This is a genomic window from Haladaptatus sp. R4 (assembly GCF_001625445.1).
In the GTDB taxonomy this organism is placed as follows: domain Archaea; phylum Halobacteriota; class Halobacteria; order Halobacteriales; family Haladaptataceae; genus Haladaptatus.
The window spans coordinates 98,441-122,056 of the sequence record NZ_LWHG01000031.1 but is presented as its reverse complement, the minus strand read 5'-3'; the positions used below and the strand labels follow the sequence as shown (position 1 = coordinate 122,056).

The window sequence follows — 23,616 nt, the reverse complement described above, 5'->3', positions numbered from 1 at the left end:
CCCGGGGTATATCTCACTATTGGCCAAATATATACCAATCAACGTCGTTAGTAATGAAAAATTTGAAAATATCGTCAATACTGTCGTTCTCGCGGTCCGATTAGACCGTCGAGAGGACCACGGTGTCGGTGTCCGTCGCGCCCTCGTCGTCGGTGACCTGGAGGGTGACCTGGTAGCGGCCACAGTTCGAGAGGGTCATCTGGATCGATTCGCCGCTCTTTTCGAACGTCCCGTCGCCGTCGATGTCCCACGCGTACTCGCTGATGTCGCCGTCGTCGTCCGTGGAGGAGGACGCGTCGAGCGTGACCGTGGCACCCCGACCGAGTCCGGTGGTGTCCGTCGGCGTGGTTTCGATCCGCGCGACCGGCGGTTTGTTCTGTTCGTCGCCGTTGTCGCCGTCGCCGCCATCGTTACCGTCGCCGCCATCGCCGCCATCCCCGCCGCTGCCGGTGAGTATGTCGTCCTCGACGAGTTGCTGGACGACTTTGGTGTGCCATTGAACGCGTTTGTCGAGGGGCGTATCCTCCGAAGTCGCTTCGACGAGATATGCGATAGCATCGGTGTCGCGCGCTGCCTTGTGCGTAAACAGACCCGTCGGTTCGTTGGAGGACGAGGAGAACACGTCGACGGTGAAGTCGTAGCCGTCACGCGAGACGTAGTTCTCGTTCACGTAATCGGCCGCCGCGGTGGCATCGTTCTCCGTTTTCTTGTCCCGCGAGCGGAAGATCACTTGGCCGACGCCGCCGACCATATCGCCGTCGTAGATTTCCTGCGATTCGTGGAGGTCGATGACGGTATCCGGCTCGTACTTCTCGACGACGTCCCAGATGGCGCGAGCGAGTTTCGTCTCCGGTTCGCTCCCTGTCGGGAACTGGCGGTTCAGATCGACGCCGCCGTCCGCGACACGCGAATCCTGCCTGTCGGCCGCGGCGTTCGTCCTCGGAATCACCACGAGCCTACCGCGACTGATGTCCCAATCGGCGATTTTTCCGGCGGCCGTGTAGCCACCTTCCTCGTTGCCGTGCATTCCACCAGTGACCATCACCGTCGGCCCGGACTGGTTGGCGGTCGTTACGTACACTTTCGTCGCTTGGTCGGTCCCGCTCCGAATGGTGAACGAATCACGCGAAACGTCCGCTTCGCTCTTTCCGCTCGTCCCGGCAACACCGAGTCCGAGAAGCCCCGCGCAGCCTGCCGCTGTCAGAAATGTGCGTCGTGTTGAGGTCATACTACCCAATCGTGGGTCGTAGTGCGGGGTTATCGTTGTTTGGGTTTTGTTCAAAAATAGATGGTAGAGATTCATAATTATGGGATTATATACGGAAAATTACTCTTCATCGCCTTAGATTTGGGAAATGTCCATACGATCACAAACAGAACATATCGAGAAATGCGAGTGGTTTGCCGGAACCGAAACGGGACGACCGACGGTTCGGATTGCTTCGACCCGAACGGTTATCCCCCGTAGACACACGATACCAGCATGCACGTTTCGTTCGAGGACCTCGAAGCGTTGGTGGACGCACCCGGTGCACCGGGGAACGAGTACGCCGTCGCCGACCGTTTTGCCGAACTGATAGAACCGCACGTTGACACCGTTTCGTTCGACGCGATGGGGAACGTCGTCGCGCCACGAGCGAGGGAAGCGACTTCGAGATAATGCTCGCGGCCCACACCGACGAACTCGGGTTCCTGATCGACGCGGTGGACGACGACGGTTTTCTCACCTTCCACATGCTGGGCGGTCACTACAAGGGCAACCTGTCGGGCCAACGCGTCCGCGTCGGCCCGGACAGCGTCCTCGGCGTCATCGGTCCGCGCTGTCGCCACTACATGGGCGACGAGGAGAAGGATTCCCTGCCGAACGACCTTCGTATCGACATCGGCGCCACTTCCCCCGAAGAGGTCGCCGACCTGAACGTCGAACCCGGCGATTACGCGACGTGGGACGGCGGCGTCTCCCGCCTCGCAAACGACCGCGTCGCCGGGCGGGCACTGGACGACAGGATAGCGCTCGCCATCCTGCTCGCCCTCGCCCGCGAGGCGGACGTGGACGCGACGGTTCACTACGTCGCCACGGTGCAGGAGGAAGTCGGCCTCCGCGGCGCGAGAACGGCGGGCTACGACCTCGACCCGGACGTCGGCATCGCGCTCGAAATCTTCCCGGTTGACGACTACCCCGCCGGGCGAACGGACGGTGCGGAGGCGACGCTGGACGGCGGTCCGGTCGTCGAGTTCGGGGACGGGTCCTCGGAGTACTTCTTCGGCGGCGTCATCGTGGACCGCCAGACGAGAACGTGGCTCTGCGAGGCGGCGGACGAGATCGACGTGGACGTGCAACACGACGTGATGCTGACCGGTACGACCGACGCGACCGAACTCCAACAGGTCCGCGGCGGCCGTCACGCGGGCGCAATCGCGGTTCCCTGCCGCTACACTCACTCCCCGGTCGAAACCATCTCCATGGAGGACGCGGACGAAACTGCGGACGTGCTGTTGTCCGCGCTGGAGCGGGAGTTCCCGAGTCGGGACGAGATTCGCCGCCCGCGGTAACTCCCTTCGCCACCCGCCGCCCGACGCTCGGTTCCCGTAACGTTCACGTCCCTCCCATCCGACGAAGGAGTATGCGCCGTTTTCGAGGGCCACAGCGCGGCTGGGCGAAGATAACCCTCGGTATCTCGATACTTTTTGCGGTCGTCGTCTTCGTGTTCCTCTGGATTCAAGGGTCGCCCGTACGGGGTGCAGCGGTAGGAATCGTCGTCATCGGGGCCGGAATTTGGGAGTGGCGACGGAAACGAACCGACCAGATTCGCGCCGAGCGGTTCGAAGCCGAGGCGGAGGAAAACCGGCGAAAGCGCCGTCAGTGACGGTTATTCGGACGAATCTCTCTCGGAATTGGGCGACACCCTATCAAACGCGGACGACTCGTCCCCGACGAGTCGTCCACTGCCGAATTCGAGTCGCCAGACAGAGCTCCGGGAGATAGATTCACAAACCATACCGATTCTACGTGGTTTGAGGAGTTACCGGTCTTATGGAGCGTGTTTCGAATGCGGTGCTCTCGAAGTGATTTGGGAGTTAATCACGCAAGTTGAATTTTTCTGGGTCGGCAATCAACCGACAGCGTAGATACTCGTCCAGCTCTCGTCTGATATTTTGTAACGAGGTGGAGTCCGTTGTCGTCTGCCGGAGTATCGCTCCCTCAACGACTGTCTGTACGAATTCCGCCGTTGCGTCGGGGTCTACATCTTGGAAATATCCTTCCTCGATGCCGGAGCGCACTCGATCCGCGAGGCGTTCGTGTTCGAACTGATCGTCCCGGGTGAAATGCTCCCGGAAGACCTCGTTGTGCACCGCCTGTACCTTGAGCTGCATGATCGTCTCGAAGAGGTCGATCGGCACGTCACTGTTTCCGTTATTTTCTATCGACTCCTCCGAGAGGAGCGTCTTTTTAAACAGTTTGAGATACACGATGGGATTCTCTGTATCACTGTGCTGGATCTCATCGCTGTACTTATCCATTACATACTCTAGGAACGCAACGAGGAGTTCGTCTTTCCCACTGTAATGGTTATAAAGGGCAGACTTACTAACACCGACTTCATCAGCGATCTTCGAAATTGAGAGGCCGGCATAGCCTTCCGTCCGAAATACCCGATACGTCGCCCTCATGATCTCCTCTTTTCGATCTCCTGACCCATTCTCAGAAAGGCTATCGGTCTCCCTCATGAACGAATATTCGTTCTCAGCGCAACTAAAGGCTATCGTCCTCGTCCACGACACCACGAAATCACGTTTGGTAGTCTCCCACATCGACACGTTAATGTGAACGAACGGTAATTCACCTATGTGAAGAACGATCGTTCATATATGAAAATCTATACAATCGGCACACGCACAAAAGAGGAACCGAGATGGTCCACTTCTTTTACTCGGACGCAAAGCGAAGCGGACTTTCGGTCGTCCCAAGGGCACCTGCATCCTCCGTCGCTATATTCTTTCGTAGGGAGTCTCGGGGTCGCCCGACCGAACCGAGGTGGAAACTGATGTCGGTGGACGACCGTACAAAGTACTCAGCCTTCGTCGGGTTAGCGTTCTTGATGCTGCTCGCCGCAATCGACCAGACTATCGTGGCCACCGCTCTTCCCTCGATCGCGTCGGATCTCGGCTCCCTCGATCAGGTGTTCTGGGTCGTCACGTCCTATCTCATCACTACCACAGCGGTTACTCCGCTCTACGGGAAACTCTCCGATATCTACGGCCGACGCCGACTCACCCAGGTCGGGATTATAATTTTCCTGGTGGGGTCCATCCTGTCCGGTCTCTCCGGATCGATGCTTCAGCTCACTCTGTTCCGCGCTCTTCAGGGGGTCGGTGGTGGTGGCCTCATGGCGATGGCGGTCGCAGGAATGGGTGACATCTTCACTCCCCGTGAACGCGGCAAGTACATGAGCTACCTCAATCTCGTCTTCGGTGCCGCAGTCGTCGGTGGACCGCTGGTCGGCGGTTACATCACCGAATATTTCACGTGGCGGTGGATTTTCTACATCAACGTTCCCGTTGCGCTCCTCGCACTCGCGCTCGTCGAAACGTCGCTGGACGTTCCCGTGCCGGACGAGAGCCACGAGATCGATTTCGGTGGAGCGATCCTCATCGTCGTCACCGTCACCGCCCTCATTGCCCTCACTTCGTTCGGCGGTGACCGCTACGCGTGGGGGTCGTGGGAAATACTCGGACTCGCGGTCGTCACCGTCGTCGGCACCGTTCTATTCGTCCTCCAGGAACGCCGTGTTAACGAACCGATCTTCTCGTTCGAACTGTTCCGGAATCGGACCGTGGTGTTAATCGCTATCATTGCCGTGCTCAACGCCGGCGCGAGGTACGGCGCGACCAACTACATCCCGCTGTTCTTGCAGACGGTACTCGGCGCGGGCGAATCGAACGCCGGACTCCTCCTCCTGCCGTTCCTCGGCGGTTACGTAGTTAGCTCTATGGTCGGTGGACAGTTCATGAGCCGGATAGGTCGATACAAACCGATCACGATTGGCGGGCTAGTCTTCGGTGCACTCGGATTCTACCTGCTTTCGACGATGAGTGTGCACATCACCTGGCTTCAGACGACTGGCTACATGATCGCCGCCGGGTTGATGGGGATGACGAGCCCGACGCTTTCGACAGCGATTCAAAACGCCGTGAGCGGCGACGCCATCGGCGAAGTTAGCTCGCTGTACGCATTCACGCGGAATCTTGGCGGCGCACTCGGCGTTGCGGCATTCGGTATCGTCCTCAACCGTCGGGTCACTACCGAATTAGGCGATGTGCTTCCGAAGAGTATCGACCCCAGTACAGTCGCACAAAGTCCACAGTCGATCCAACAACTCTCACCGCAACTTCAACAAACTGCCGTCCACGCACTCGCCGACGCCTTCGACGCCGTTTTCTTCTTCGGCGGGATTCTCCTCGTTCTCTCGGTCGTCGCAGCGCTTGCACTCCCGCATCTTGACTTAAAAGATGAGTCGGGTGTCGAGGGACGAAGCACAGCAGACGGTGCAGACGTAGACGAGTCGTAGCGCTGGGTGCCAAGTCGATCTCATCTAAACGATACAGTTATAATGAATGAACGATCATTCACCAACATGCGAGTTACAGATCACATCCGTGCGCTCCCGACGGAGATGAAGTTCGGAGAAATGACCGAGGAGATTCACTCGTGCATCGTCGGGATGGACGATGGCCACCTTTTCGTAGCCATCTACGCCCTCGATGGGAACGATAGCAATCTCGTCGGTCTACGGGGGCGCGCAACGCCGGAGGGGTGCCGGTATGCCTGAAGAACTCGTCTCCGGATGCTGGTGGTTCGACCTCGGCGGGGTGAACGCCTACCTCATCGAAGAGGGTGACGACGTCATCCTCGTCGACGCGGGGATGCCGTGGGACGCGGACGACCTCCGGGCGGAGATCACGGCCACGGGACACGACCTCGACGACGTCACCCGCGTGCTCGTGACGCACTACGACCTCGACCACGTGGGTACGCTGGCCAAACTCCCGCTCGACGCACCGATACACGTCGGCGCGAAGGACGTGGACTTCCTCCTCGGCCGACAGCGGCCGCCACTCTCGAACCGGAAGGGGTTCTCCCAGTGGCTCACGGGGTTGTTCCTCGATGCGCCCGAACAAGCCGATTCGATCACCGACGGCGACGAGTTCGGGAGCTTCACTGCCTACGACACACCCGGGCACGCGCTCGGACACGTGGCGTTCGTCTCGCGCGAGCGCGGCGTGGCGCTCCTCGGCGACCTCGTCCGGGAATCCGACGGCGACCTGAACCCTTCGCCGTGGTTTATGAGCTACGACACGGGGGTCGTCAGGGAGAGCATCCGCTACTTGCTACGGGACGGGCCGCAGTTCGACGTTGCCTGCGTAGGTCACGGTCAACCGCTCGTGACGGGCGGACGCGACACGCTCGCCCGATCGATCGAGTAGAAGAAGTCGTCTTACGAGTAGCCGTCTACTACTCCGCGCCGGGGGCACCGGGAGAGCCGCGCGGAGTCACGTTTTTTCCGCTTTTCCACTTCACCCTGTCGTCGGCCGAAGCAGGTTCAGTCGGCGGACGACTCAACCGGTTCGGCGGCGTCCTCGCGTTCGTCCTCGATCCCCGCGTACGGGTCGAAGCCTTCTGCGCTCTCGTAGAGGTGACACGCGACTTCACGTTCGTCCTCGACGTCGGATTTCCGTTCGAGCGGCGGTTGTACCGCATCGCAAACGCCGCCGATGTACTTCTCACATCGGTTCTTGAACCGGCAACCGGACGGGACGTTGATGGCGTCGCCAACCTCGCCCTGTAGTTCGACGCGCTCCCTGCCCGCCGTGGGGTCGGGGACCGGAACGGCGTCGATGAGCGCCCGCGTGTAGGGGTGTTTTGGGTTCGTGATTATCTCCTCGGTGGGTCCCTGCTCCACGATTTTCCCCATGTACATGATGGCGAGTCGGTCGCACATGTGGCGCAGGAGCGAGAGGTCGTGGCTGATGTACACCACGGAGAGACCGAACTCGTCGGTCATGCGCTCCAGCAGGGAGAGCACGCCCGCCCGAAGACTCACGTCGAGCATCGACACCGGTTCGTCCGCGACGATGAACTCCGGGTCGATGACCAGCGCCCGGGCGATGGCGAGACGCTGCCGTTGCCCGCCGGACAGTTCGTGCGGGTAGCGGTCGAAGAACGATTCGGCGGGTTCCAGTTCCGCGAATTCGAGTGCCCGGCGAACCCGCGCGCGCTGGTTCGGGATGTCGTGAATCCGGAGCGGTTCGACCACCGTGTCGTACACCGTCATGCGCGGATTCAGGCTTTCGAACGGGTCCTGAAAGATCATCTGGGCGTTCTGCCGGAAGTTCGTGAGGTCCGACCCGCTCTTGTCCGCGATGTCCTCGCCGTCGTAGTAGATGCTCCCGCCCGTCGGTTCGTACAGCTTCGTCAGGCACATCCCGGTCGTGGTCTTCCCACAGCCGGATTCGCCCGCGATGCCGAACGTCTCGCCCTCGCGGAGGTCGAAATCGATGCCGTCGATGGCGTGCACCGCATCACCCTCTTCGCCGCGAATGGAGTTCAACAGGTCCGTCACGAGACCGCTCCCGACCGGGAACTCCTTTTCGAGCCCTTCGACGCGAACGAGCGTCTCCTGTTCGGTGTCAGTCATCGCCCACCTCCATCGACGCGTCGTTCTGCCACGTCCGCGCACTGCTGGCGACCGAACGCAGTTCCGAATCGACGCGGTCGGTGTGGTGACAGAACGACCGTAGTTCGCCGTGTTCGACCATCGGCGGCGTCTGTTCGGAACAGATTTCGGTCGCCAGCGGACAGCGCTCCGCGAACCGACACCCGCTCGGCGGGTTGCTCAAATCAGGCGGATGGCCGCCGATGCTCACGAGGTCCTGTTCCGACAGCCGAATGTCCGGGAACGCGCTCTTCAGCCCGAGCGTGTACGGGTGGTACGGTTCGCCGAAGATGAACTCGGCCGGGCCTTCCTCCGCGAGTTCGCCCGCGTACATGACGACGACGCGGTCGCAGGTCTCGGCGACGACGGCCACGTCGTGCGTGATGACCATCATCGCGGTGTCGCTCTCGCGCTGAATCCCGTTGATCCGCTTGAGGATCTGATCCTGCATTATCACGTCGAGCGCCGTCGTCGGTTCGTCCGCGAGGATGAGCGACGGTTGGAGCACGAGCGACATGGCGATCATCGCCCGCTGGCGCATCCCGCCCGAGAACTGATGCGGGTAGTCGGTCTGGCGTTCGCGGTCCAACCCGACGATGTCGAACGATTCGTCGATTATCTCCTGGGCCTCGGTCCGTCCCATCTTCGGGTAGTGGGCGTCGATGGCCTCCAGAATCTGTTCGCGGATGGTGTAGACGGGGTCGAGCGCGTTCATCGCCGACTGGGCGATGAGCGAAATCTCGTCCCAGCGGAGTTCCCGACGTCGCTTTTCGGGCATGTCGGTCAGGTCTTCACCCTTGAACAGGATTTTCCCGCCGTTGATGTAGCCGTTCTTCGGAAGGATTCCGATGAGCGCCTTCGCGAGCGTCGATTTGCCACAGCCGGATTCGCCGACGATGCCGACGGTCTCACCGGCCTCGATCTCGAAGCTGACGCCGTCGACGGCTTTGACGGGGCCGTCCTCGCTGTCGTAGTAGACTTCGAGGTCTTCGACTTCGAGCAGTGCCATTCAGCGGGCCTCCGTTTCGTCCGAGTACATGTATCCCATGTGTGTGAATCGTGCGTGTATGAACCGTTCGAGCGTGAATCGTGTGATCATGAATCGTTCGAATACGTTCATCCTTCCACCTGTAGTTCCGGATTGACGATTTCTTCGTAGCCGCGACCGATGAGGAAGCCGCTGATGACCACGAGGGCGATACAGACTCCCGGCGGCACGAACCACCACCACGTCCCTTCGGTCATGGCGCTGTAGACGCGGGCGCTCTGGAGCATCATGCCCCACGAGACGCTGTTCGGGTCGCCGAGTCCCAAGAAGGAGACCCCCGCCTCGGTGAGGATGGCCCACGCGATGGCGAAGGCGCCGTACAGGAACGCCATCGGGAGGACGTTCGGCGCGATGTGTCGCGAGATGATGCGCCAGTTGCTCGCGCCGGAGACCTTCGCCGCCTTGACGAACGAGCGTTCGCGGAGCGAGAGGACGAGCGCGCGGATGACGCGGGCGGACGTGCGCCACTGCAGGAGCACGAACGCGAGGACGATGTTCTCCAGTCCCGGCCCGAGCACCGTCACGAGGACGATGACCGTCGGCAGGAGCGGTAGCCCGTAGACGAAGTCCACGAGGCGCATGAGGAGGTCGTCGACGCGGCCGCCGTAGTAACCGCTGACCAGTCCGACGAGCGTCCCGAGACCGACCGTCATCACGGCGGCCACCAGACCGACCATGATGGCGGGACGTGCCCCGTACACCAGTTGGCTGAAGATGTCGTACCCCTGCGCGGTCGTGCCGAGGATGTAGCCCCCCTGACCGCCGAGGAACGACGGTTTGATCCACTTGGCGAACAGCGCGTTCGTCATCAGTCGGTCCTTCGGGCCGTACGGCGCGATGAACGGCGCGAAGACGGCGACGAGCGCGAAGAACGCCAGGATACACATCGCGACGACGACCAACGGGTCGTCGGTGAGCATGTCGAACTGCTCGGATATCGTCCGCTTCCAGAGGCGGAGGTTGCGCTGCCACGCGCTGAACTGCTCCTCGCTCTCCTCGTCGATATCCGCGAATATCGACGCCTCCCGCTCTTGATTCATCGCTTCAGTCATAGGTCACCCGTGGGTCGAGAACCCCGTACAGCAGGTCGGCGACGAAGTTCATCACGATGACAGAGAGCGCGAGGACGAGGAACGTCCCCTGCGCGACCGGGTAGTCGCGTCGGAGCACGGCCCGGATCATCTCGCGTCCGATGCCCGGCCACCCGAACACCGTCTCGATGAGGACGCTGCCGCCGACCGCGTAGCCGATGGCGATGGCGGCCGCGGTCAGGACGGGAAGCAGGGCGTTCCGGGCGGCGTGGTTGAACATTATCTTGCGCTCCGTCAACCCCTTCGCACGGCACAGGTCGATGAAATCCTCCGAGAGCGTCTCCAGCATGCTGTTGCGCATGATGAGCAGCGGGTAGCCCATGTAGTAGAACGCGAGCACGAGGACCGGCGCGACCATGTGCTTGAGGAAGTCGAGCGAGAACACCATTGCCCAGAAGTGCTTGGGTCCGGACCCGAAACTCGTCATTCCGCTCATGGGGATGATGCCCAACTTGGCGCCGAATATCCAGAGGACGAGGATACCCATCCAGAAACTGGGAACGCTCCGTCCGATGAGCGCGGTGACGACCGTCGTCTTCTCGAAACGGCTTCCACGATACCAACCGGTGAGCACTCCCAGCGAGATGCCGATGATGTACGCCACGACGAAGGCAGTCAGCATCAGGATGAGCGTGTTCGGGAGATACGTGACGAGCATGTTCACGACGCGCTCGTGCGTCTTGAACGAACGACCGAGGTTGAGCGTGGCGAGGTTCTGGATGTATCGAACGTACTGCATCCACATCGGGTCGTTCAACCCGTAACTCTGGATGAGTCGCCGTCTCACCTCCGGCGTCATCCCGGGCGAGATGATGTACGATGTCGGGTCGCCCGGCATGAGTCGAAACAGGAGGAACAGTGCGGTCGCGACTGCCCAGAGCGTTATTCCCAACTGCACCGTGCGTCTGACGAAGAAGTCTAATTTTCCCATTTATGTGAAGTGTTGTGGCTGTTGTGTCGTCGGTTACTCCGACTTCGATTTCGGGAAGTGCGCCATCCCGTCCCCGTCGAAGACGTAGCCAGCGTCTTTGAGGGTCTTCTTTCCTGCTTTCACGCCGTCCGCCGGTTGGTATTTCTTCACGTCCGGGTTGCTGAACTTGCCGAAGGATTCCCCGACGAGGTTCCACCCTTCCGTCGCGAAACCGTAGAGTATCTGCTGGTTGATGGCCTTCTTCGGAATCGCGTTGACGGCGGCCTGTCGAACGGCCTTGTCGTCGAGTCCCTTCTTTCGCGTGTTCTGGCTGAAGTGCCACCATCCGTCGCCGGGGGCGGATTTCACGCCGATGTTCGATTCGTCCTGGTTGTCGTTGAGTTGTTTGCCGATACGGGTGTACGGCAGGTAGTTCAGCGTCCCTTTCTTCAGCAGCGACCAGACGGTCGAACTCTCCGGGATGATTCGCCAGATACGGCGGTTGAACTTGACCGGGTGCCAGTGGGCGTCGAACTTCTTCAGGCTCAGTTCGCTCCCCTTGTCCCAGTAGTCGAACTGGAGCGGCCCGCTTCCGACCGGTTCCTTGATGGTCGCTTTGGCCGGTTTGCTCCGACTCTCCCACTTGTGCTTCGGAATGATGGGAATCTGGTTGGAGAACAGTTTGTGGACCGGGCCGACCGGGTCCTTGAACTTCACCGTCACCCACTGCCCGTCGACCGAAACCGTGTCGTACATCTCCCACTGCGTGGCGTAAAGCGGGATTTCGTGTTTCTTGATGTAGTCGAGCGTGAACTTCACGTCGTCCGGGGTCAGGCTCTTCCCGTCGTGCCATTTGTGCCCCTCCCGAATCTTGTACTTCACCGTCTTGGTATCCGGACGCTTCCACTCGGTCGCCAGACTGAGTTCCGGATCGGCTTCCAGTTTCGAGTTGATACGCACGAGCTTGTCGTACAGCATCTCGAACTGGTGGATGAGTTTCGTCTCGTTGTTGTATCCGAGGACGCTCAAAGTGCCGAGGTCTCGGCCCACGACCCGCGAAGTTCCTTCTTGCTGTTGTTCACCTCGACACTCGTCATCGGTTCGAAGTGGAAGTACCCGGCGATGTGATCGGTCCAGCCGCTGACTTGGTCCGAGTTGTACGCCACGATGTTCGGCATCTGGACGATGGGATGCATCGGGACGTCCTCGTTGAGGGTCTTCTGGATGTCGAACAGCATGTCGATACGCTTCTGTTCGTCCTTGATCTGAAGCTGTTTCATCAGCTTCGGGTCGAGGTCCTTGTTGGTGTAGCCGGTGAAGTTACCCTGGCCCTTCCCCGTGTTCGACGAGTGGAACTGCTCCGGCATCCGGCGACCGGGGTCGATTCCGAGACCGCGCGACCACGTCGCAAAGGAGTAGTTGAACTCCTCCGTGATCTTCGTGTACAGCGTCCCCCATTCGAACACTTGCACGTTCGTGTTCAGACCGACCTTTTTGAGTTGGTCGCCGACCAGGTTGATGGCGTCGTGGCGTGCGGGGTTGTAGTTCGCGGGGTTGTTGAGGTAGGAGTACGTCGGTAATTTGTCCCCCGCATTATCGGACCCGCCACCACCTCCGTCGCTTTTCGACCCGCTACAACCGGCGAGGGCAGCCATACCACCAGCACCGGCCGCGGTCGTCATTTTGAGAAAGTCTCGTCGGTTGACACCCATGTTATCGATTGGCATTTGACATAGATTCCCATGAAGTCCTACTATATAAGTAAATCTAACAATATATTACAAATCGTATAGTATTGCCGGAAAACATTCTCTCAATATCGAATAATATTGTAAGTCATCACACAATCGTCTCTATTCGTGCGAGAACCGTGCAGAAATCCGAACCGCCGGTGAAGTAACGGCGTAGGGGAGCATCGACCGGTGTTTCGAACAGACGCCGGTCACCGTTTCACGCGTGTTCCCGATGGCCGACATCGAGCGAACGTCCGACGGGGAAACGGTCACGAGTCCGTCCGTTATTCCCCTCGTCAGTTCCCCATCGTCGACCGTGTAGCCGAATCGAACCGGAAATGAGAGGGTCTGGTTCGTCGCCTCGTCGGCGAATTCGGACGGAGTCGTCGCCGCGATGTCCTTTGCGTAGGGGACGCTCGGCGGCATGGAACTCGCCCGCTTCGTTCGCGTCGCCTCGTTGTCTATCCTCGGCGAATCGACCGCTTCGATGGACAGGTCCGCGCCATCGAGTAACGAAGCATCGGAAGCGTCCCCCCGAGCGACGTCCAAGTGGCGTGCGTGGATTCGCGGCGGCCGCTCGTACCCGACGCTCGGGACGACCGACCCCATCGGGACGGTCCCCTCTTCGAGCGCGGACACCGTATCGTGGTGGTAGTTTCGGACGATACCGTCGGACACCAGCGATATCGGCATCGCCGGTCTCCCCTCGATATCGTACGCCAGTGCCCCCCACGACCCGGCGTGGACACAGTCCTCGATGTCGAGCGTCGACGGTCCGAATCGGTCGCCGACGGCGTACGGACTCGACCCGAAGTACACCGAATCCGCCTCCAGATAGTGGACGAAACCGTGGAACAACTCCGCGGCCGCTCGCGGGGAGAACACCAGTTCGACGCGGTCCCCGATGTCAAAATCCCTGTCGAGCGTCGGCCACTCGGACCGTCGTCGGGCCGCCGTCACCATCCCGTCGAACCGCTCGGAAAGCGAAGCGAGGAACGTGGCTCCGGTGGTCGCGCCGAAATGGCGCTGTACCGGTTCCGCGTCGGTCGGAGTGACGACCGCTTCGACCGACGCTCGCTCGATGGACGTTCGAACCGTCGTCCCGGTCGTCGTCAGTAGCGTCGTCCGAAGTCGTTCGTCGCGGTACGAAGTCACCGCCCGGTCGTACGTAAAGCCGTCCAACGACTCCGAAAAGGCGGACCGGACGGTAGCGAGTTTTTCCTCGGCCGTCCGGTCGGAGAGCGACTCGCCGGTTGTCCATCCCGGGTGGACCGCCCGATGCACCGTCCCGACGTCGTACTGCGCCGGGTCGCTCTGGTCCAACACCCGTGCCGACCGAATCGACCGTTCAACGAGGTCTTCGAGATGGGATTCGGAAAACGAGGTAGTAAATCGATAGTCGGCGGTCCCTTCCGCGAACACGCGCCACCAGACGCCCACGTGCGAGAGGTCGTCCGCGAACCGAACCTCGGACGGGGTCGTCGATCCGGTCGTGTGGTCCCTGTCGAGGCATCCGACTTCCGCGAAGGCGACCTCGTCGTCGGATTCGAATCGAGAGAGCACCCACTCGGCGGCATCGAGTCCGTCCGCCGGGGCGTTCGTCCCGTCCGTCGTCTCGTCCATGACGGTCCACTTGGTCGGAATCACCTAAAATATGTTCCACATGTGCGCGGATTTCTCCGAACCAAACTTACATCGTCCGGCCCGCCAATCGTAAATCCTACCACGAACTATGACAACACTACACACGAATCTCGTCGGTGATGCGTACACGAGCACGCACCACTGGGACCTGCTCTGTGATCTCGTCGATCTCGACAACCGAATGGCCGGACAGGAGGGTGAAGTCGAAGGAGCGGAGTTGGTAAAGGACGCGTTCGAAACGCACGGTCTCCGCGAAGTCGCCATCAACGAGTTCGGAATTCCCGGTTGGTGGCGCGAGTCGAGTTCGCTGACCGTCGAACACGACCGGACCCACGAGTTCGACGCACAGCACGAGACCGTCGCCCTCCCCGGGACGCCGAGCGGCGATGTCGACGCCGAACTGGTCGATGTCGGCTACGGTCTGCCCAAGGATTTCGAGGAGGCGGACGTGGCGGGCAAACTCGTCATGGCTTCCAGCATGACGCCGGACGATTACGGGCGCTGGATCCACCGCGCCGAAAAATACGGGGCGGCGGCACGCGGGGGTGCGGTCGGGTTCCTCTTCCGAAACCATCTGGACGGCAACCTTCCCCCCACCGGAAGCATCGGCAAGGAGGACGGTCCCGGCGACATTCCCGCCGTCGGCGTCTCGAAGGAGGTCGGCGACCGACTCGTTCGATACTGCGGAAGCGGCGAGACGACCGCCAGACTGACCGTGAACTGCCGAAACGAACCGGCGACCTCCCGAAACATCGAGGCCGTCGTCGGACCGGACACCGACGAGGAAGTGCTCGTCACCGCGCACGTCGATGCCCACGACGTGGGCGAAGGTGCGAACGACAACGGTGTCGGGACGGTGCTCGTCGCCGAAATCGGTCGCTTACTGGTCGAGATGGAGGACGACCTCGAAACGCGCGTTCGCTGTCTCGTCTTCGGGTCCGAGGAGGTCGGCCTGTTCGGCGCGTACCACTGGGCGGAAACGCACGACATGGACGCGGTAAAATGCATCTTCAACATGGACGGCGCGGGCTACTCCCGCACCGCCGACGTGTACACCCACGGCTTCGACCCGATGGGCGAAGCGTTCGCGGAAGTCCGCGAGGAACTCGACGTTCCGGTCGAGATTCACGACAAAATCCGGCCGCACAGCGATCACTGGCCGTTCGTCCAGAAGGGCGTCGCTGGTATGCAAGGTCGGTCCATCGCGGGCGAAAGCGGCCGCGGGTGGGGTCACACGCACGGGGATACGTTGGATAAACTCGACGTGCGCGACCTCCGTGACCTCGCCGTCGTCTTCACCGCGGGGGTGTACAAACTCGCGGAAGCGGACCGGGAGATACCACACAAGTCCGTCGCGGAAATCCGTGATGCGACGGTCGAACAGGGGTTTGAACCCGGAATGCGAAACTCCGGAACGTGGCCGTTCGACGGCGAGGGGCAGACGACGGCGGCGGAGGCCGACCGATGACGGTTCGACTCGATTACGAACCGTACGACCTCGGCGGGATGACGTGGGAGGACGCGGAGACGGCGATTCCCGACGCGGATTTCGTCGTCCTCCCGACCGGGAGCGTCGAACAGCATTCCCTCCATCTTCCCGTCACCGTCGATACGCTCCGGGCGGAGTCGCTCTCGCGGGAAATCGTCGAGGCGGCACCCGACCACGACCTTTCGATGGTTCGACTCCCGACGCTTCCATATGGGTACTCCGAACATCACATGAACTACCCCGGGACGGTAACGCTGTCGAGCGACACCTACCAGCAAGTCATCGTGGAAATCGGCGAATCGATGGCGAATCACGGTGCCGAGCGCCTCCTCGTCCTCAACTGCCACGGGGGCAACCGCTCGCCGCTCAAACTCGCGGCGGACAGGATCCAGCGCGACCACGGGGTGAAAACCTCGTTCGTCCACTGGACCGACTTCGCACGCGACAGGCTGAAAGAGCGCTTCGGCGAGGGGTGGGGACACGCGGGCGATCACGAAACCAGCGCCATCGAGTTGTTCTATCCCGACCTCGTCAGAACCGAGAAGAAGGAGCCACAGGTCAGGAAGGCCGACTTCGAGGCCCGTCAGTACACGTACTTCGACGACATCACGGAACAGGGTGGACTCGGTGACCCGACCCAATCCGATCCGGAGTTCCTCGAAGAAGTCGTCGCGGAAACGAACGCGGACATCCTCGCCGCGCTGAATTCGGACATCGACCAGGAGTAACGGTCGTTAGCGTTCCGGACCCGTCGGTCCCGTCCGAACGTCGAAGCGTATCGTTTCTCCTTCGATAGGTGTGATTGTCGGACGAACCGTCACGAAAGTTGGTCGTCCAATCCCCACTCCGCCGCCCGCCGTTCAGCCTCCTGTCGTGCCTGTTCACGGATCGCCGCGATCTTCTCTTCGTCCTCCAGAAACGCCTCCACGGCGCTGGTCGACGTCGTTTCAGGCGATCGTTCCGGTGCGCGTTCTCGCGTCTTCTCGGCCAACGTCGGATCGCCAGCCAACCGCTCGGCGGGCATTCCCGGCGGAATAGGTCGCTCGTCCGTGCGGAAGTCCGCGTCGCGTTCGTCGGGCGATTGTCGGTAAAGTTCGACGCTGTACGGGCCCGGGACGGCGAGGTCGGCCACCGCCTCGGGACCTCCCCGACCGGTGCCGGTATGGTGGGCCTGTATCGGAATCCCGTCTTCGAAGGTCAACACCCCGTATCCGCTCGCGTCGAGGAGTAGCGAATCCTGCGGCTCGAAGACGACACAGCCGGTGAGACGCCGTTCGAGTGCGGTGGTGAGCGCTGTTTCGGGGTCGCTGACGACGCGGGAGAGAACGAGTTCGCCACGAGGAGACGTCATGGTGAGTCGGGAATGACCGCGCTCCGGAAGCGTTCCGCGACCCGCTCCGATTCGCCAGCACGGACGTCGAGCGCCTCTGCGGCGTCGTGGTAGGCGCTCGCGGCCGCGCTATCGGGTGCGTGTGCGAGCAGCGGTTTTCCCGCGCGGCGTGCTGCACGCGCAGCCTCGTCGTCGGGGACGGCGGCGAGCGTCGGTCCGTCGAAGTACCGCTCGCTTTTCTCCGAAATCGGGTCCACGGTCTCGTCCTCGTGCACCTTGTTGAACAGCACGCCAGCCGTCCCGGTTCCGTAGGAACGGGCGTACTCTTGGACCTTCAGACCGTCGCTGAGGGACGGAATCGTCGGTTGGAGAACGACGACGATCCGATCGGCGAGGACGATCGGAAGGATCGAACTCTTGCTGCCGAGCGTGGCGGGCGAGTCGAGCAGGAGAACGTCCGTTTCGGCCGCCAACTCCGCCACGACCGCTTGCAATCGGTCGGGGTCGGCGCGCTCGAACGCCGAAAGGCTCGTCCCACAGGGGACGACGTTCATTCCGAACCGTTCGTAGACGGCGTCCTCAACGGACGCCTCACGGTCGCCGATGAGCAGATCGTGAAGCGTCGTCTCCGCGTCGGTCAGGCCGGTGTGAAACAGCAAGTTCGCCATTCCGGTGTCGGTATCCACGACCGTTACGTCGTACTCCTCGGCCAGCGCCATCCCGAGCGAGAGCGTACTCGTGGTCTTTCCAGTGCCACCTTTGCCGCTCGCGACCGCAAACGCCTCGACCATCGTTCTAAACTCCAGTCGTCATCCGTTAAAAATACATTTGATTCGATGGACGAGGAATGGACACCATATCGTTCGCCACCGGATAATCGGGGTCCGGGTTCGGCGGGGAGGAACCGACGGATCAAATCGTCAGCGAGACTGATAAAGTGGAACCGATCAAGGGTGCAGAGGCCTGATCGGTTGGCAGCGACAGGATGCGTGCTGACACGGCGGCCGACGATGTGTCGCAGTTCGCCGAACTCCCGGACGGGTTGAGTGGCGGTGACCGGTCCTGGAAGCCGTACGTTTGCATCGGCGATCCGTGTGAATTTCACGCATCCAATCCGTGATTATTACTGCTCCCGTCTAAAATTTTCCCATTTGCTGACAGTATGTTCAATCCGTCCTTCTTCAAACGAACTCCAACACTGTTTTCAAACAAATATGTGATAACATACCATATGTATCCCCGGAACAACGATCTCACGTCACCACCCCTCGCGCAGGTGTTCGTCTATCCCGCACGGATGAAATTTCTCGCCGTGCTCGCCGACGACCCGGACGGAAGTTTCAGCGCGACGGAGTTGGCGGACCACGCGGGAACCGCACCGAGTACGTGGACGAACCACCGCGACGAACTGCTCGACCTCGAACTGGTCGAAACGGTCGATGCCGACGGTGCACACCCGGAATATACGCTCGCCACGACGACACACGCGCGACTGTTACAGCGGTTGTCCGACGAACTCGACGACGTTATTTACGAACTCAGAGATCCGATATCGGACGCTATCGGCGGTTTTACGCGATGAAAACGTTGCTTTGGAAATAATACGATTATTCTACCGTAACCCCAATTGATGTTTTTCATGAACTATTAAAAAAATTATAATTCATGATAGTAGAATCGTTCGATCGCGATGGCGAAAAACAATGCACTACGCGCAAAGCTAACGGAGCATCCTCGACTGATCGGAGTACTGTTCGCCCTTACCCTGCTGGTGACGCAGTTCGGTCCCGTACTCGCAGGGGGTGGATCGAACTCCGGACCGTAACTATTCCAGATGGGATACCTGTATTTCATCGCTCCAGACGAGTTCACCGTTCACCTCGACCGGAACGACTTGTTTCGAAAGTTCGGCTTGGAGCGGTTCCGCGGTCAATGTCAACGTCGTCACTGGCGCGGACCCCAAAAACCGTTTTTGCGACCAGTCGTGATGGAAATTGACGTGAGTGCCGAGTCCGAACAGATAGGTCAAACACACGCTTATCTCGACCTCGAACCGGTCTTCGCCGACTCGCTCTATCTTCAGATACCGCGGATTCCCCTTCTCGTTTTGGACGAGCGACACACCTCCGTCGCCCATGACCGTGTACTGGTAGCCGTGTACCGAATGGCGCTGGGCGATGGATAACGCGGTTCGAAGCGTGAATCCACGGTTCAGAAGACGTGCCATCGTCTGCCCGAGTTCCGTCGCCATCGGGTTGCCAACCGGCGAGAGCGTTACGACGCCGCCTTGACTTCCCTTCTTGACGAGTTCGTGCCCCTGTTCGTAGGATTGGCAGGCGTTCAACAGAAATGCGGACACGCCGACCGCCGGAATCGACCGCACATCGAGCGACCCATCGGAACAGAGGAACCCGTTTTCGTCTACGTGGCCGATGTAATGGATGAAATCAGCCGACTGAGCCAGCAGGTCTGCGAGTTCGTCACGCGATAGATCGTAGTGTGCGATCACGTCGAAGTCGAGCATCTCCTGTAAACCGTATCTCTCACGAACGACGTTCTCGTCCATCATCCCCTCGTCGTTACAGACGACGTGAATGGTGATTGTGTCCGAAGAAGGGCGACGGTCGATACGCCCTCGAAGCGCGCTCACATCCAGTTTGTTGACCTTCAGCGGGTATCCCGGGCCTGCCCACGCCTGCTCGACGACGTTCGGCATCGCGTCCACCTGAAATATGTCGTGTTCGTCCACCGCATCCCACCCGTTCGCTCCGCGAGTCAAGGCACCCGATACCGGGGATCGGAAAAATTCCGTCTGGGCGTTGGACATCGGCTTGGCTGCTTTGGGCGTCGGTTCGTCCGGAATTCGGACGAGCGCGAGGTCACGGGCGAGATACGGAACGTACTCGATACCGTTCGCCGTCGGGGCGAGATCGACCCCCAACTGCCAGTTCGGGACGAACGGTTCGAGCGTCTCGAACGGCACCGAAAAGTATGCCGCGAGTCGTTCCGGAAGCGGGGTGTCGTAGAGTTCGGCGAAGTCGAAATCGACCAGCGGTTCGACTCGTTCTCGCTCGTGGAGTTCTATTCGGTAGTAGCCTTCCGTCCGGATCAGACAGTCCAGAAAGAACGCTTGTCGGAGGACGCGGCTGACGGTTTCGCCGTACCCCTCGGAACCGACGAGGGGATGCTCGAACGATCCGGCGACGAGACGTGGGTCGTCTCCTGGAATCACGGTCGCACCGAGATAGTACGCGAGCGGCGCTATCGGATACACGTGTTCGCGGTCCGGTGGGACGACGAGTTCGACACCCGAATCGGCGGGTTCGAGGGCGTCGGGCGCGGAAAACTCCTCACCGTACTCGATGAGCGGCGGATGGCCCCGAAGTGTAGGGAACGAGCGCTCGGGCGAGAGCGTCTTCAGTGCCGATCCGAACAGCGAGATGGCGCGCATCACGTCCCGGATGTCGTCGGTGACGGTTATCGTCCCCGCTGGCTGGTCGTGGTACGAGCGCGCTCCGACGTAAACGGTGGTGTCGGGGTCGAACGAAAAGAAAGCCCCTTTACCTTCGTATTCGATTCGCATCGAGCTATCGAGTAGCAGATACAGCTTCATCGGTGCCGAACTCAGCTCGACCAGATACGCCCCGGATTCGAAGGAACAGTCCGATTCGTTCGAGGTTTCAGCCACCATCGTGCCGTCTCGCTGGCGAATCGTTATGGGCACCGATTTCGGCACTTCGAGAGCGGTCGTCTCGATTTCGACGGCGGCATCGACCGGAAAGTAAAACATCGACGTGTCGGCAGGCATCAAATCGACGGCGCTCGACGTAAACAACGCAAACCTGACGTTTTCGATGGGGTCGTGGATATCGAGCCCATCACGCTCCGTGTGCCGTCGAAACTCCATTCTTCTTGTATTTCCCGTTACCTACGATAGTTCTACCCAGTCCGTCGTCTCATCGAGCGTCGGCACGTGCCAGCGCTGTTCTGCCCGCCCCGGTCGTTTTCGCAGTTCGATGCGAGCGTCGAACAGGGGCGATAGCTCGTCCACCATCGGGTCGTCGTCCGGGACGCGAAGGTGGTAGTGTGCCATTCCGTGGACCCCACGAACGAGTGCGGTAATCCCCCGTAGGAACTGCGTGAGCGAAACGAGGTCGTCGTCCATCTCCAACACCTCGACCGAATCGAGGCCGAGCCGTAGTTCGGCGGGCTCGAACCCACCGTTTCGGTCGTTGTGAACCTCGATCGCCGAAACCAGTGCCGAGCGGAACGATTCTCGATCGATGTCGGTCGGCCGAGCGGCAGTCGAGTCGTCGGCCGTCGCCGCACGATAGTCCGGGCGCTGGTCGATCACCTGCGTCCTCGACCCGCTCGGTGTGCCGGGGAGATACGACTCCGCGTCCATCGTCGAGGGATTGACGAGTCCGAGAATTCGCGTTCGTCCCCCCTGTCCAAACAGCGTCCGGCTGAACTCGGCACTCGTTTCCTCGGGAACCTCGCCCGTGACGAGAAGGTTACTGCCCCTGGCTTTCAAGCCGGAAAGCCACTCCATGAACGTCACGTGTTGGACGGTGGAACCCTCGCCCGACTCGTTCTGAAATTCGAGGCGAGAAGTCATTATACAGATGTACGTTGGATGACGAAATAAGGGTTCTGGGAACGCCGTCATCCCCCAGTAGTGCGATACCGAACGAGGCCGGGTGTTTCGGCGAATCGTATAAGTCGTTCGCAAACGTTCACTTTCCGGTGTCCGTGCCGGAGCCGATCGTCATCGAGGAACTGACCAAGTATTACGGGGACGTTCGAGGAGTGGAAGACCTGACGTTTTCCATCGAACCGGGAGAAGTGTTCGGGTTTCTCGGCCCCAACGGGGCGGGAAAATCGACCGCGATCCGAGTCCTGCTCGGCCTCCTGCGTCCGACGAGCGGAACCGCGCGGGTGCTCGGGCACACCGTCACCGAGCGGACGAGAAGCGTCGAACATCGGATCGGATACGTCCCCGGCGACGCGACGATCTACGGAAACGTCACCGGAGCGGAGCTACTCGATTACTTCGCGGCACTCTCCGGCGACGAGCGCCGCGAGGAGTTGCTCGACAGGTTCCCCGTCCCCATCGACCGAAACGTGAAGAATTACTCGCGGGGGAACCGCCAGAAGTTGGCGCTGGTACAAGCGTTCATGCACGACCCCGACCTCCTCATCATGGACGAACCGACGACGGGACTCGACCCGCTTGCACAGAACGAACTGTACGAACTGCTGCTCGACGAGCGGGAGCGGGGGGTCACGGTGTTGTTCTCGACACACGTCCTGAGCGAAGTCCGGAAGGTGTGTGACCGCGTCGGCATCATCCGCGACGGGAAACTCGTCGCGCTGGAGAACATCGGGGAACTCTTGGGAAAGAGCGGAAAGATCGTCCGCCTCGACCTCGTGGAAACGCCCGACCCGGAAGAGTTGCTGTTCGACGGGGCCATCGACAGTAGCCGCGACGAGGACGGCTACTATCGACTGGTCGTTACCGGTAACTTCGACGGTCTCGTGGACGTACTCGACGACTACTCGCTCCGGGATTTGGAGGTCGAGGAGACGTCGCTCGAAGACGTGTTCATGCAGTTCTACGGCGGTGAACCCGAGTCGTAGGTGGGAACCAGGATGTTCGAGATAACGAATTTCGAGATGGGACGGCGCGTCCGTGGAACGCTGTTGCTGTCGGCATCGCTCGTCGTCTTTATCGTCCTCATCGTCGCGCTGTTCCCGTCGATTCAGCAGTCGGGAGCCGACTTCGACACCTACGTTCAGAACCTCCCGGAGGACGCGCGCCGCGCGTTCATCGGCAACGTCGAGAGCATCACGACCATCGACGGCTACCTCGCCTCGCAGTTCTACCAGATCGCGTGGCTCCTCGGTCTCGGCATCTACTACGCCTACGCCGCCGCGTCGAGCGTCGCGGGCGAAGTCGAGAACGACACGCTCGATTTGGTTCTCGCCCATCCGGTCACGCGAACCCGCCTCGTCGTCGGGAAGTACCTCGCGCTCGTTCCGAGCATGCTCGTCATCAACGCCATCAGCTTTCTCGCGGTCTACCTCGGCGTGCAGTTCATCGGCGAGTACCTCGACCCCGCCTACCTGTTCACCCTGCACGCCTACTCCATCGTGTATTTCCTCGCGTGTGCGAGCCTCGGCATGCTCGCCTCCGTCCGGTTCGACACGGCCCGCCGCGCCCGGACGGTCGCCGTCGGGGGGATTTTCGCGATGTTCCTCGTGGACACCACGACGTTCGACACCGACTACGACTGGATCGGTGATTTCGCCTTCACGCGCTACTTCGACGTCGGGAAGATTCTCACCGATGGAACGATCTCGCTCCACGATTTCGCCGTCCTCGCCGTTGCCGCCATCGGTTTGTTGGTCCTCAGCGCCGAACTGTTCGAACGACGGGATGTATGAGTGGTGCGGAACGACGGGACGTGTTTCGTGATTTCAGCAATTGCGAACAAGGCCCAGAAAGCCCCGACCGTTCGCTACGAGACGTGTCTGGGTGGTGGGTGATTGCAGTTGCTAGGAGGCAGGTCGCTTTGAAAGCCCCGCCCGCTACTAGATAGATCTGATTCTGATGGTGCGACTGCAGTAGCTGCCATGAAGACCTCGAAAGCCCC

At 60.7% G+C, this 23,616-nt stretch carries 25 protein-coding genes; 12 read left to right on the top strand and 13 right to left on the bottom strand.

Features of this window, described 5'->3' with window-relative positions; translation table 11 throughout:
- Positions 1 to 100: 100 nt before the first annotated feature.
- Positions 101 to 1,228 carry a PKD domain-containing protein gene (locus A4G99_RS21285; RefSeq protein WP_066148081.1) on the bottom strand — a complete coding sequence of 376 codons (1,128 nt, stop codon included), beginning with the start codon at positions 1,226 to 1,228 and terminating at the stop codon, positions 101 to 103.
- Positions 1,229 to 1,483: 255 nt separating this feature from the next.
- Here A4G99_RS21285 and A4G99_RS27875 point away from each other — a divergent pair, with 255 nt between their 5' ends.
- The 3 genes from A4G99_RS27875 to A4G99_RS21275 all read left to right on the top strand — a co-directional run bounded on the left by A4G99_RS27875 (position 1,484) and on the right by A4G99_RS21275 (position 2,867).
- Positions 1,484 to 1,660, top strand: coding sequence for a hypothetical protein (locus tag A4G99_RS27875; protein ID WP_223302094.1), 177 nt, complete (start codon positions 1,484 to 1,486; stop codon positions 1,658 to 1,660).
- Complete coding sequence (locus A4G99_RS21280; RefSeq protein WP_255359161.1) at positions 1,660 to 2,553, top strand: M42 family metallopeptidase; 894 nt, start codon at positions 1,660 to 1,662, stop codon at positions 2,551 to 2,553. The genes A4G99_RS27875 and A4G99_RS21280 overlap by 1 nt, the downstream gene beginning before the upstream one ends.
- A gap of 71 nt (positions 2,554 to 2,624) precedes the next feature.
- Complete coding sequence (locus A4G99_RS21275; protein WP_066148078.1) at positions 2,625 to 2,867, top strand: hypothetical protein; 243 nt, start codon at positions 2,625 to 2,627, stop codon at positions 2,865 to 2,867.
- Between the two features lie 211 nt (positions 2,868 to 3,078).
- Here A4G99_RS21275 and A4G99_RS21270 read toward each other — a convergent pair whose 3' ends face one another.
- Positions 3,079 to 3,729 carry a TetR/AcrR family transcriptional regulator gene (locus tag A4G99_RS21270; RefSeq protein ID WP_066148308.1) on the bottom strand — a complete coding sequence of 217 codons (651 nt, stop codon included), beginning with the start codon at positions 3,727 to 3,729 and terminating at the stop codon, positions 3,079 to 3,081.
- Positions 3,730 to 4,046: 317 nt separating this feature from the next.
- Between A4G99_RS21270 and A4G99_RS21265 the strand changes: the two genes are divergently transcribed.
- The 3 genes from A4G99_RS21265 to A4G99_RS21255 all read left to right on the top strand — a co-directional run bounded on the left by A4G99_RS21265 (position 4,047) and on the right by A4G99_RS21255 (position 6,486).
- Positions 4,047 to 5,570 (top strand): MDR family MFS transporter, encoded by a 1,524-nt coding sequence (locus A4G99_RS21265; RefSeq protein ID WP_066148075.1) that lies wholly within the window; start codon positions 4,047 to 4,049, stop codon positions 5,568 to 5,570.
- A 66-nt stretch (positions 5,571 to 5,636) separates the two neighbouring features.
- Positions 5,637 to 5,831, top strand: a complete 195-nt coding sequence (locus A4G99_RS21260) for a hypothetical protein (protein ID WP_066148072.1) — start codon at positions 5,637 to 5,639, stop codon at positions 5,829 to 5,831.
- Complete coding sequence (locus A4G99_RS21255) at positions 5,824 to 6,486, top strand: MBL fold metallo-hydrolase (protein ID WP_066148069.1); 663 nt, start codon at positions 5,824 to 5,826, stop codon at positions 6,484 to 6,486. Before A4G99_RS21260 ends, A4G99_RS21255 begins: the two co-directional genes overlap by 8 nt.
- A gap of 116 nt (positions 6,487 to 6,602) precedes the next feature.
- Here A4G99_RS21255 and A4G99_RS21250 read toward each other — a convergent pair whose 3' ends face one another.
- The 7 genes from A4G99_RS21250 to A4G99_RS21225 form a co-directional block, all read right to left on the bottom strand.
- Positions 6,603 to 7,697 carry an ABC transporter ATP-binding protein gene (locus tag A4G99_RS21250; protein WP_066148066.1) on the bottom strand — a complete coding sequence of 365 codons (1,095 nt, stop codon included), beginning with the start codon at positions 7,695 to 7,697 and terminating at the stop codon, positions 6,603 to 6,605.
- Positions 7,690 to 8,724 (bottom strand): ABC transporter ATP-binding protein, encoded by a 1,035-nt coding sequence (locus A4G99_RS21245; protein WP_066148063.1) that lies wholly within the window; start codon positions 8,722 to 8,724, stop codon positions 7,690 to 7,692. Before A4G99_RS21245 ends, A4G99_RS21250 begins: the two co-directional genes overlap by 8 nt.
- A gap of 107 nt (positions 8,725 to 8,831) precedes the next feature.
- Positions 8,832 to 9,815 (bottom strand): ABC transporter permease, encoded by a 984-nt coding sequence (locus A4G99_RS21240; protein ID WP_066148060.1) that lies wholly within the window; start codon positions 9,813 to 9,815, stop codon positions 8,832 to 8,834.
- Complete coding sequence (locus tag A4G99_RS21235; protein WP_066148057.1) at positions 9,808 to 10,785, bottom strand: ABC transporter permease; 978 nt, start codon at positions 10,783 to 10,785, stop codon at positions 9,808 to 9,810. The genes A4G99_RS21240 and A4G99_RS21235 overlap by 8 nt, the downstream gene beginning before the upstream one ends.
- Positions 10,786 to 10,818: 33 nt before the next feature.
- Positions 10,819 to 11,814, bottom strand: a complete 996-nt coding sequence (locus A4G99_RS27870; protein ID WP_223302093.1) for an ABC transporter substrate-binding protein — start codon at positions 11,812 to 11,814, stop codon at positions 10,819 to 10,821.
- Positions 11,790 to 12,446: a hypothetical protein gene (locus A4G99_RS27865; RefSeq protein ID WP_255359160.1), complete on the bottom strand. Its 657-nt coding sequence runs from the start codon at positions 12,444 to 12,446 to the stop codon at positions 11,790 to 11,792. Before A4G99_RS27865 ends, A4G99_RS27870 begins: the two co-directional genes overlap by 25 nt.
- Before the next feature lie 171 nt (positions 12,447 to 12,617).
- A complete protein-coding gene (locus A4G99_RS21225) occupies positions 12,618 to 14,120 on the bottom strand; it encodes a metallopeptidase TldD-related protein (protein ID WP_223302092.1) in 1,503 nt (500 codons plus the stop codon).
- 109 nt (positions 14,121 to 14,229) lie between these two features.
- On the opposite strand from A4G99_RS21225, the gene A4G99_RS21220 reads away from it, so the two are divergent.
- Together A4G99_RS21220 and A4G99_RS21215 are read left to right on the top strand one after the other, a co-directional pair.
- Positions 14,230 to 15,609, top strand: coding sequence for a M28 family metallopeptidase (locus A4G99_RS21220; protein WP_066148054.1), 1,380 nt, complete (start codon positions 14,230 to 14,232; stop codon positions 15,607 to 15,609).
- Entirely contained in the window at positions 15,606 to 16,358 is a 753-nt protein-coding gene (locus A4G99_RS21215; protein WP_066148051.1) for a creatininase family protein, read from the top strand. Before A4G99_RS21220 ends, A4G99_RS21215 begins: the two co-directional genes overlap by 4 nt.
- An 89-nt stretch (positions 16,359 to 16,447) precedes the next feature.
- Here A4G99_RS21215 and A4G99_RS21210 read toward each other — a convergent pair whose 3' ends face one another.
- Both A4G99_RS21210 and A4G99_RS21205 read right to left on the bottom strand, forming a co-directional pair.
- Positions 16,448 to 16,981: a hypothetical protein gene (locus A4G99_RS21210; protein ID WP_066148049.1), complete on the bottom strand. Its 534-nt coding sequence runs from the start codon at positions 16,979 to 16,981 to the stop codon at positions 16,448 to 16,450.
- Positions 16,978 to 17,751 carry an AAA family ATPase gene (locus A4G99_RS21205; RefSeq protein ID WP_066148046.1) on the bottom strand — a complete coding sequence of 258 codons (774 nt, stop codon included), beginning with the start codon at positions 17,749 to 17,751 and terminating at the stop codon, positions 16,978 to 16,980. Before A4G99_RS21205 ends, A4G99_RS21210 begins: the two co-directional genes overlap by 4 nt.
- Before the next feature lie 440 nt (positions 17,752 to 18,191).
- On the opposite strand from A4G99_RS21205, the gene A4G99_RS21200 reads away from it, so the two are divergent.
- Together A4G99_RS21200 and A4G99_RS29005 are read left to right on the top strand one after the other, a co-directional pair.
- On the top strand, positions 18,192 to 18,542 hold the full coding sequence (locus A4G99_RS21200) for a helix-turn-helix transcriptional regulator (RefSeq protein ID WP_066148044.1): 351 nt from the start codon (positions 18,192 to 18,194) through the stop codon (positions 18,540 to 18,542).
- Positions 18,543 to 18,650: 108 nt separating this feature from the next.
- Positions 18,651 to 18,785 carry a hypothetical protein gene (locus A4G99_RS29005; protein WP_255359159.1) on the top strand — a complete coding sequence of 45 codons (135 nt, stop codon included), beginning with the start codon at positions 18,651 to 18,653 and terminating at the stop codon, positions 18,783 to 18,785.
- On the opposite strand, the gene A4G99_RS21195 is transcribed toward A4G99_RS29005, so the two are convergent.
- Both A4G99_RS21195 and A4G99_RS21190 read right to left on the bottom strand, forming a co-directional pair.
- Complete coding sequence (locus tag A4G99_RS21195) at positions 18,786 to 20,867, bottom strand: hypothetical protein (protein ID WP_066148041.1); 2,082 nt, start codon at positions 20,865 to 20,867, stop codon at positions 18,786 to 18,788. It lies immediately after the preceding gene.
- 21 nt (positions 20,868 to 20,888) lie between these two features.
- The gene (locus A4G99_RS21190; RefSeq protein WP_066148038.1) at positions 20,889 to 21,578 is read right to left on the bottom strand and encodes a hypothetical protein; all 690 of its coding nucleotides are present in this window, start codon (positions 21,576 to 21,578) and stop codon (positions 20,889 to 20,891) included.
- 128 nt (positions 21,579 to 21,706) lie between these two features.
- On the opposite strand from A4G99_RS21190, the gene A4G99_RS21185 reads away from it, so the two are divergent.
- Both A4G99_RS21185 and A4G99_RS21180 read left to right on the top strand, forming a co-directional pair.
- Positions 21,707 to 22,600: an ABC transporter ATP-binding protein gene (locus tag A4G99_RS21185; protein WP_066148035.1), complete on the top strand. Its 894-nt coding sequence runs from the start codon at positions 21,707 to 21,709 to the stop codon at positions 22,598 to 22,600.
- Positions 22,601 to 22,612: 12 nt separating this feature from the next.
- Complete coding sequence (locus A4G99_RS21180; RefSeq protein ID WP_066148032.1) at positions 22,613 to 23,407, top strand: ABC transporter permease subunit; 795 nt, start codon at positions 22,613 to 22,615, stop codon at positions 23,405 to 23,407.
- The last annotated feature ends 209 nt before the right edge of the window (positions 23,408 to 23,616 follow it).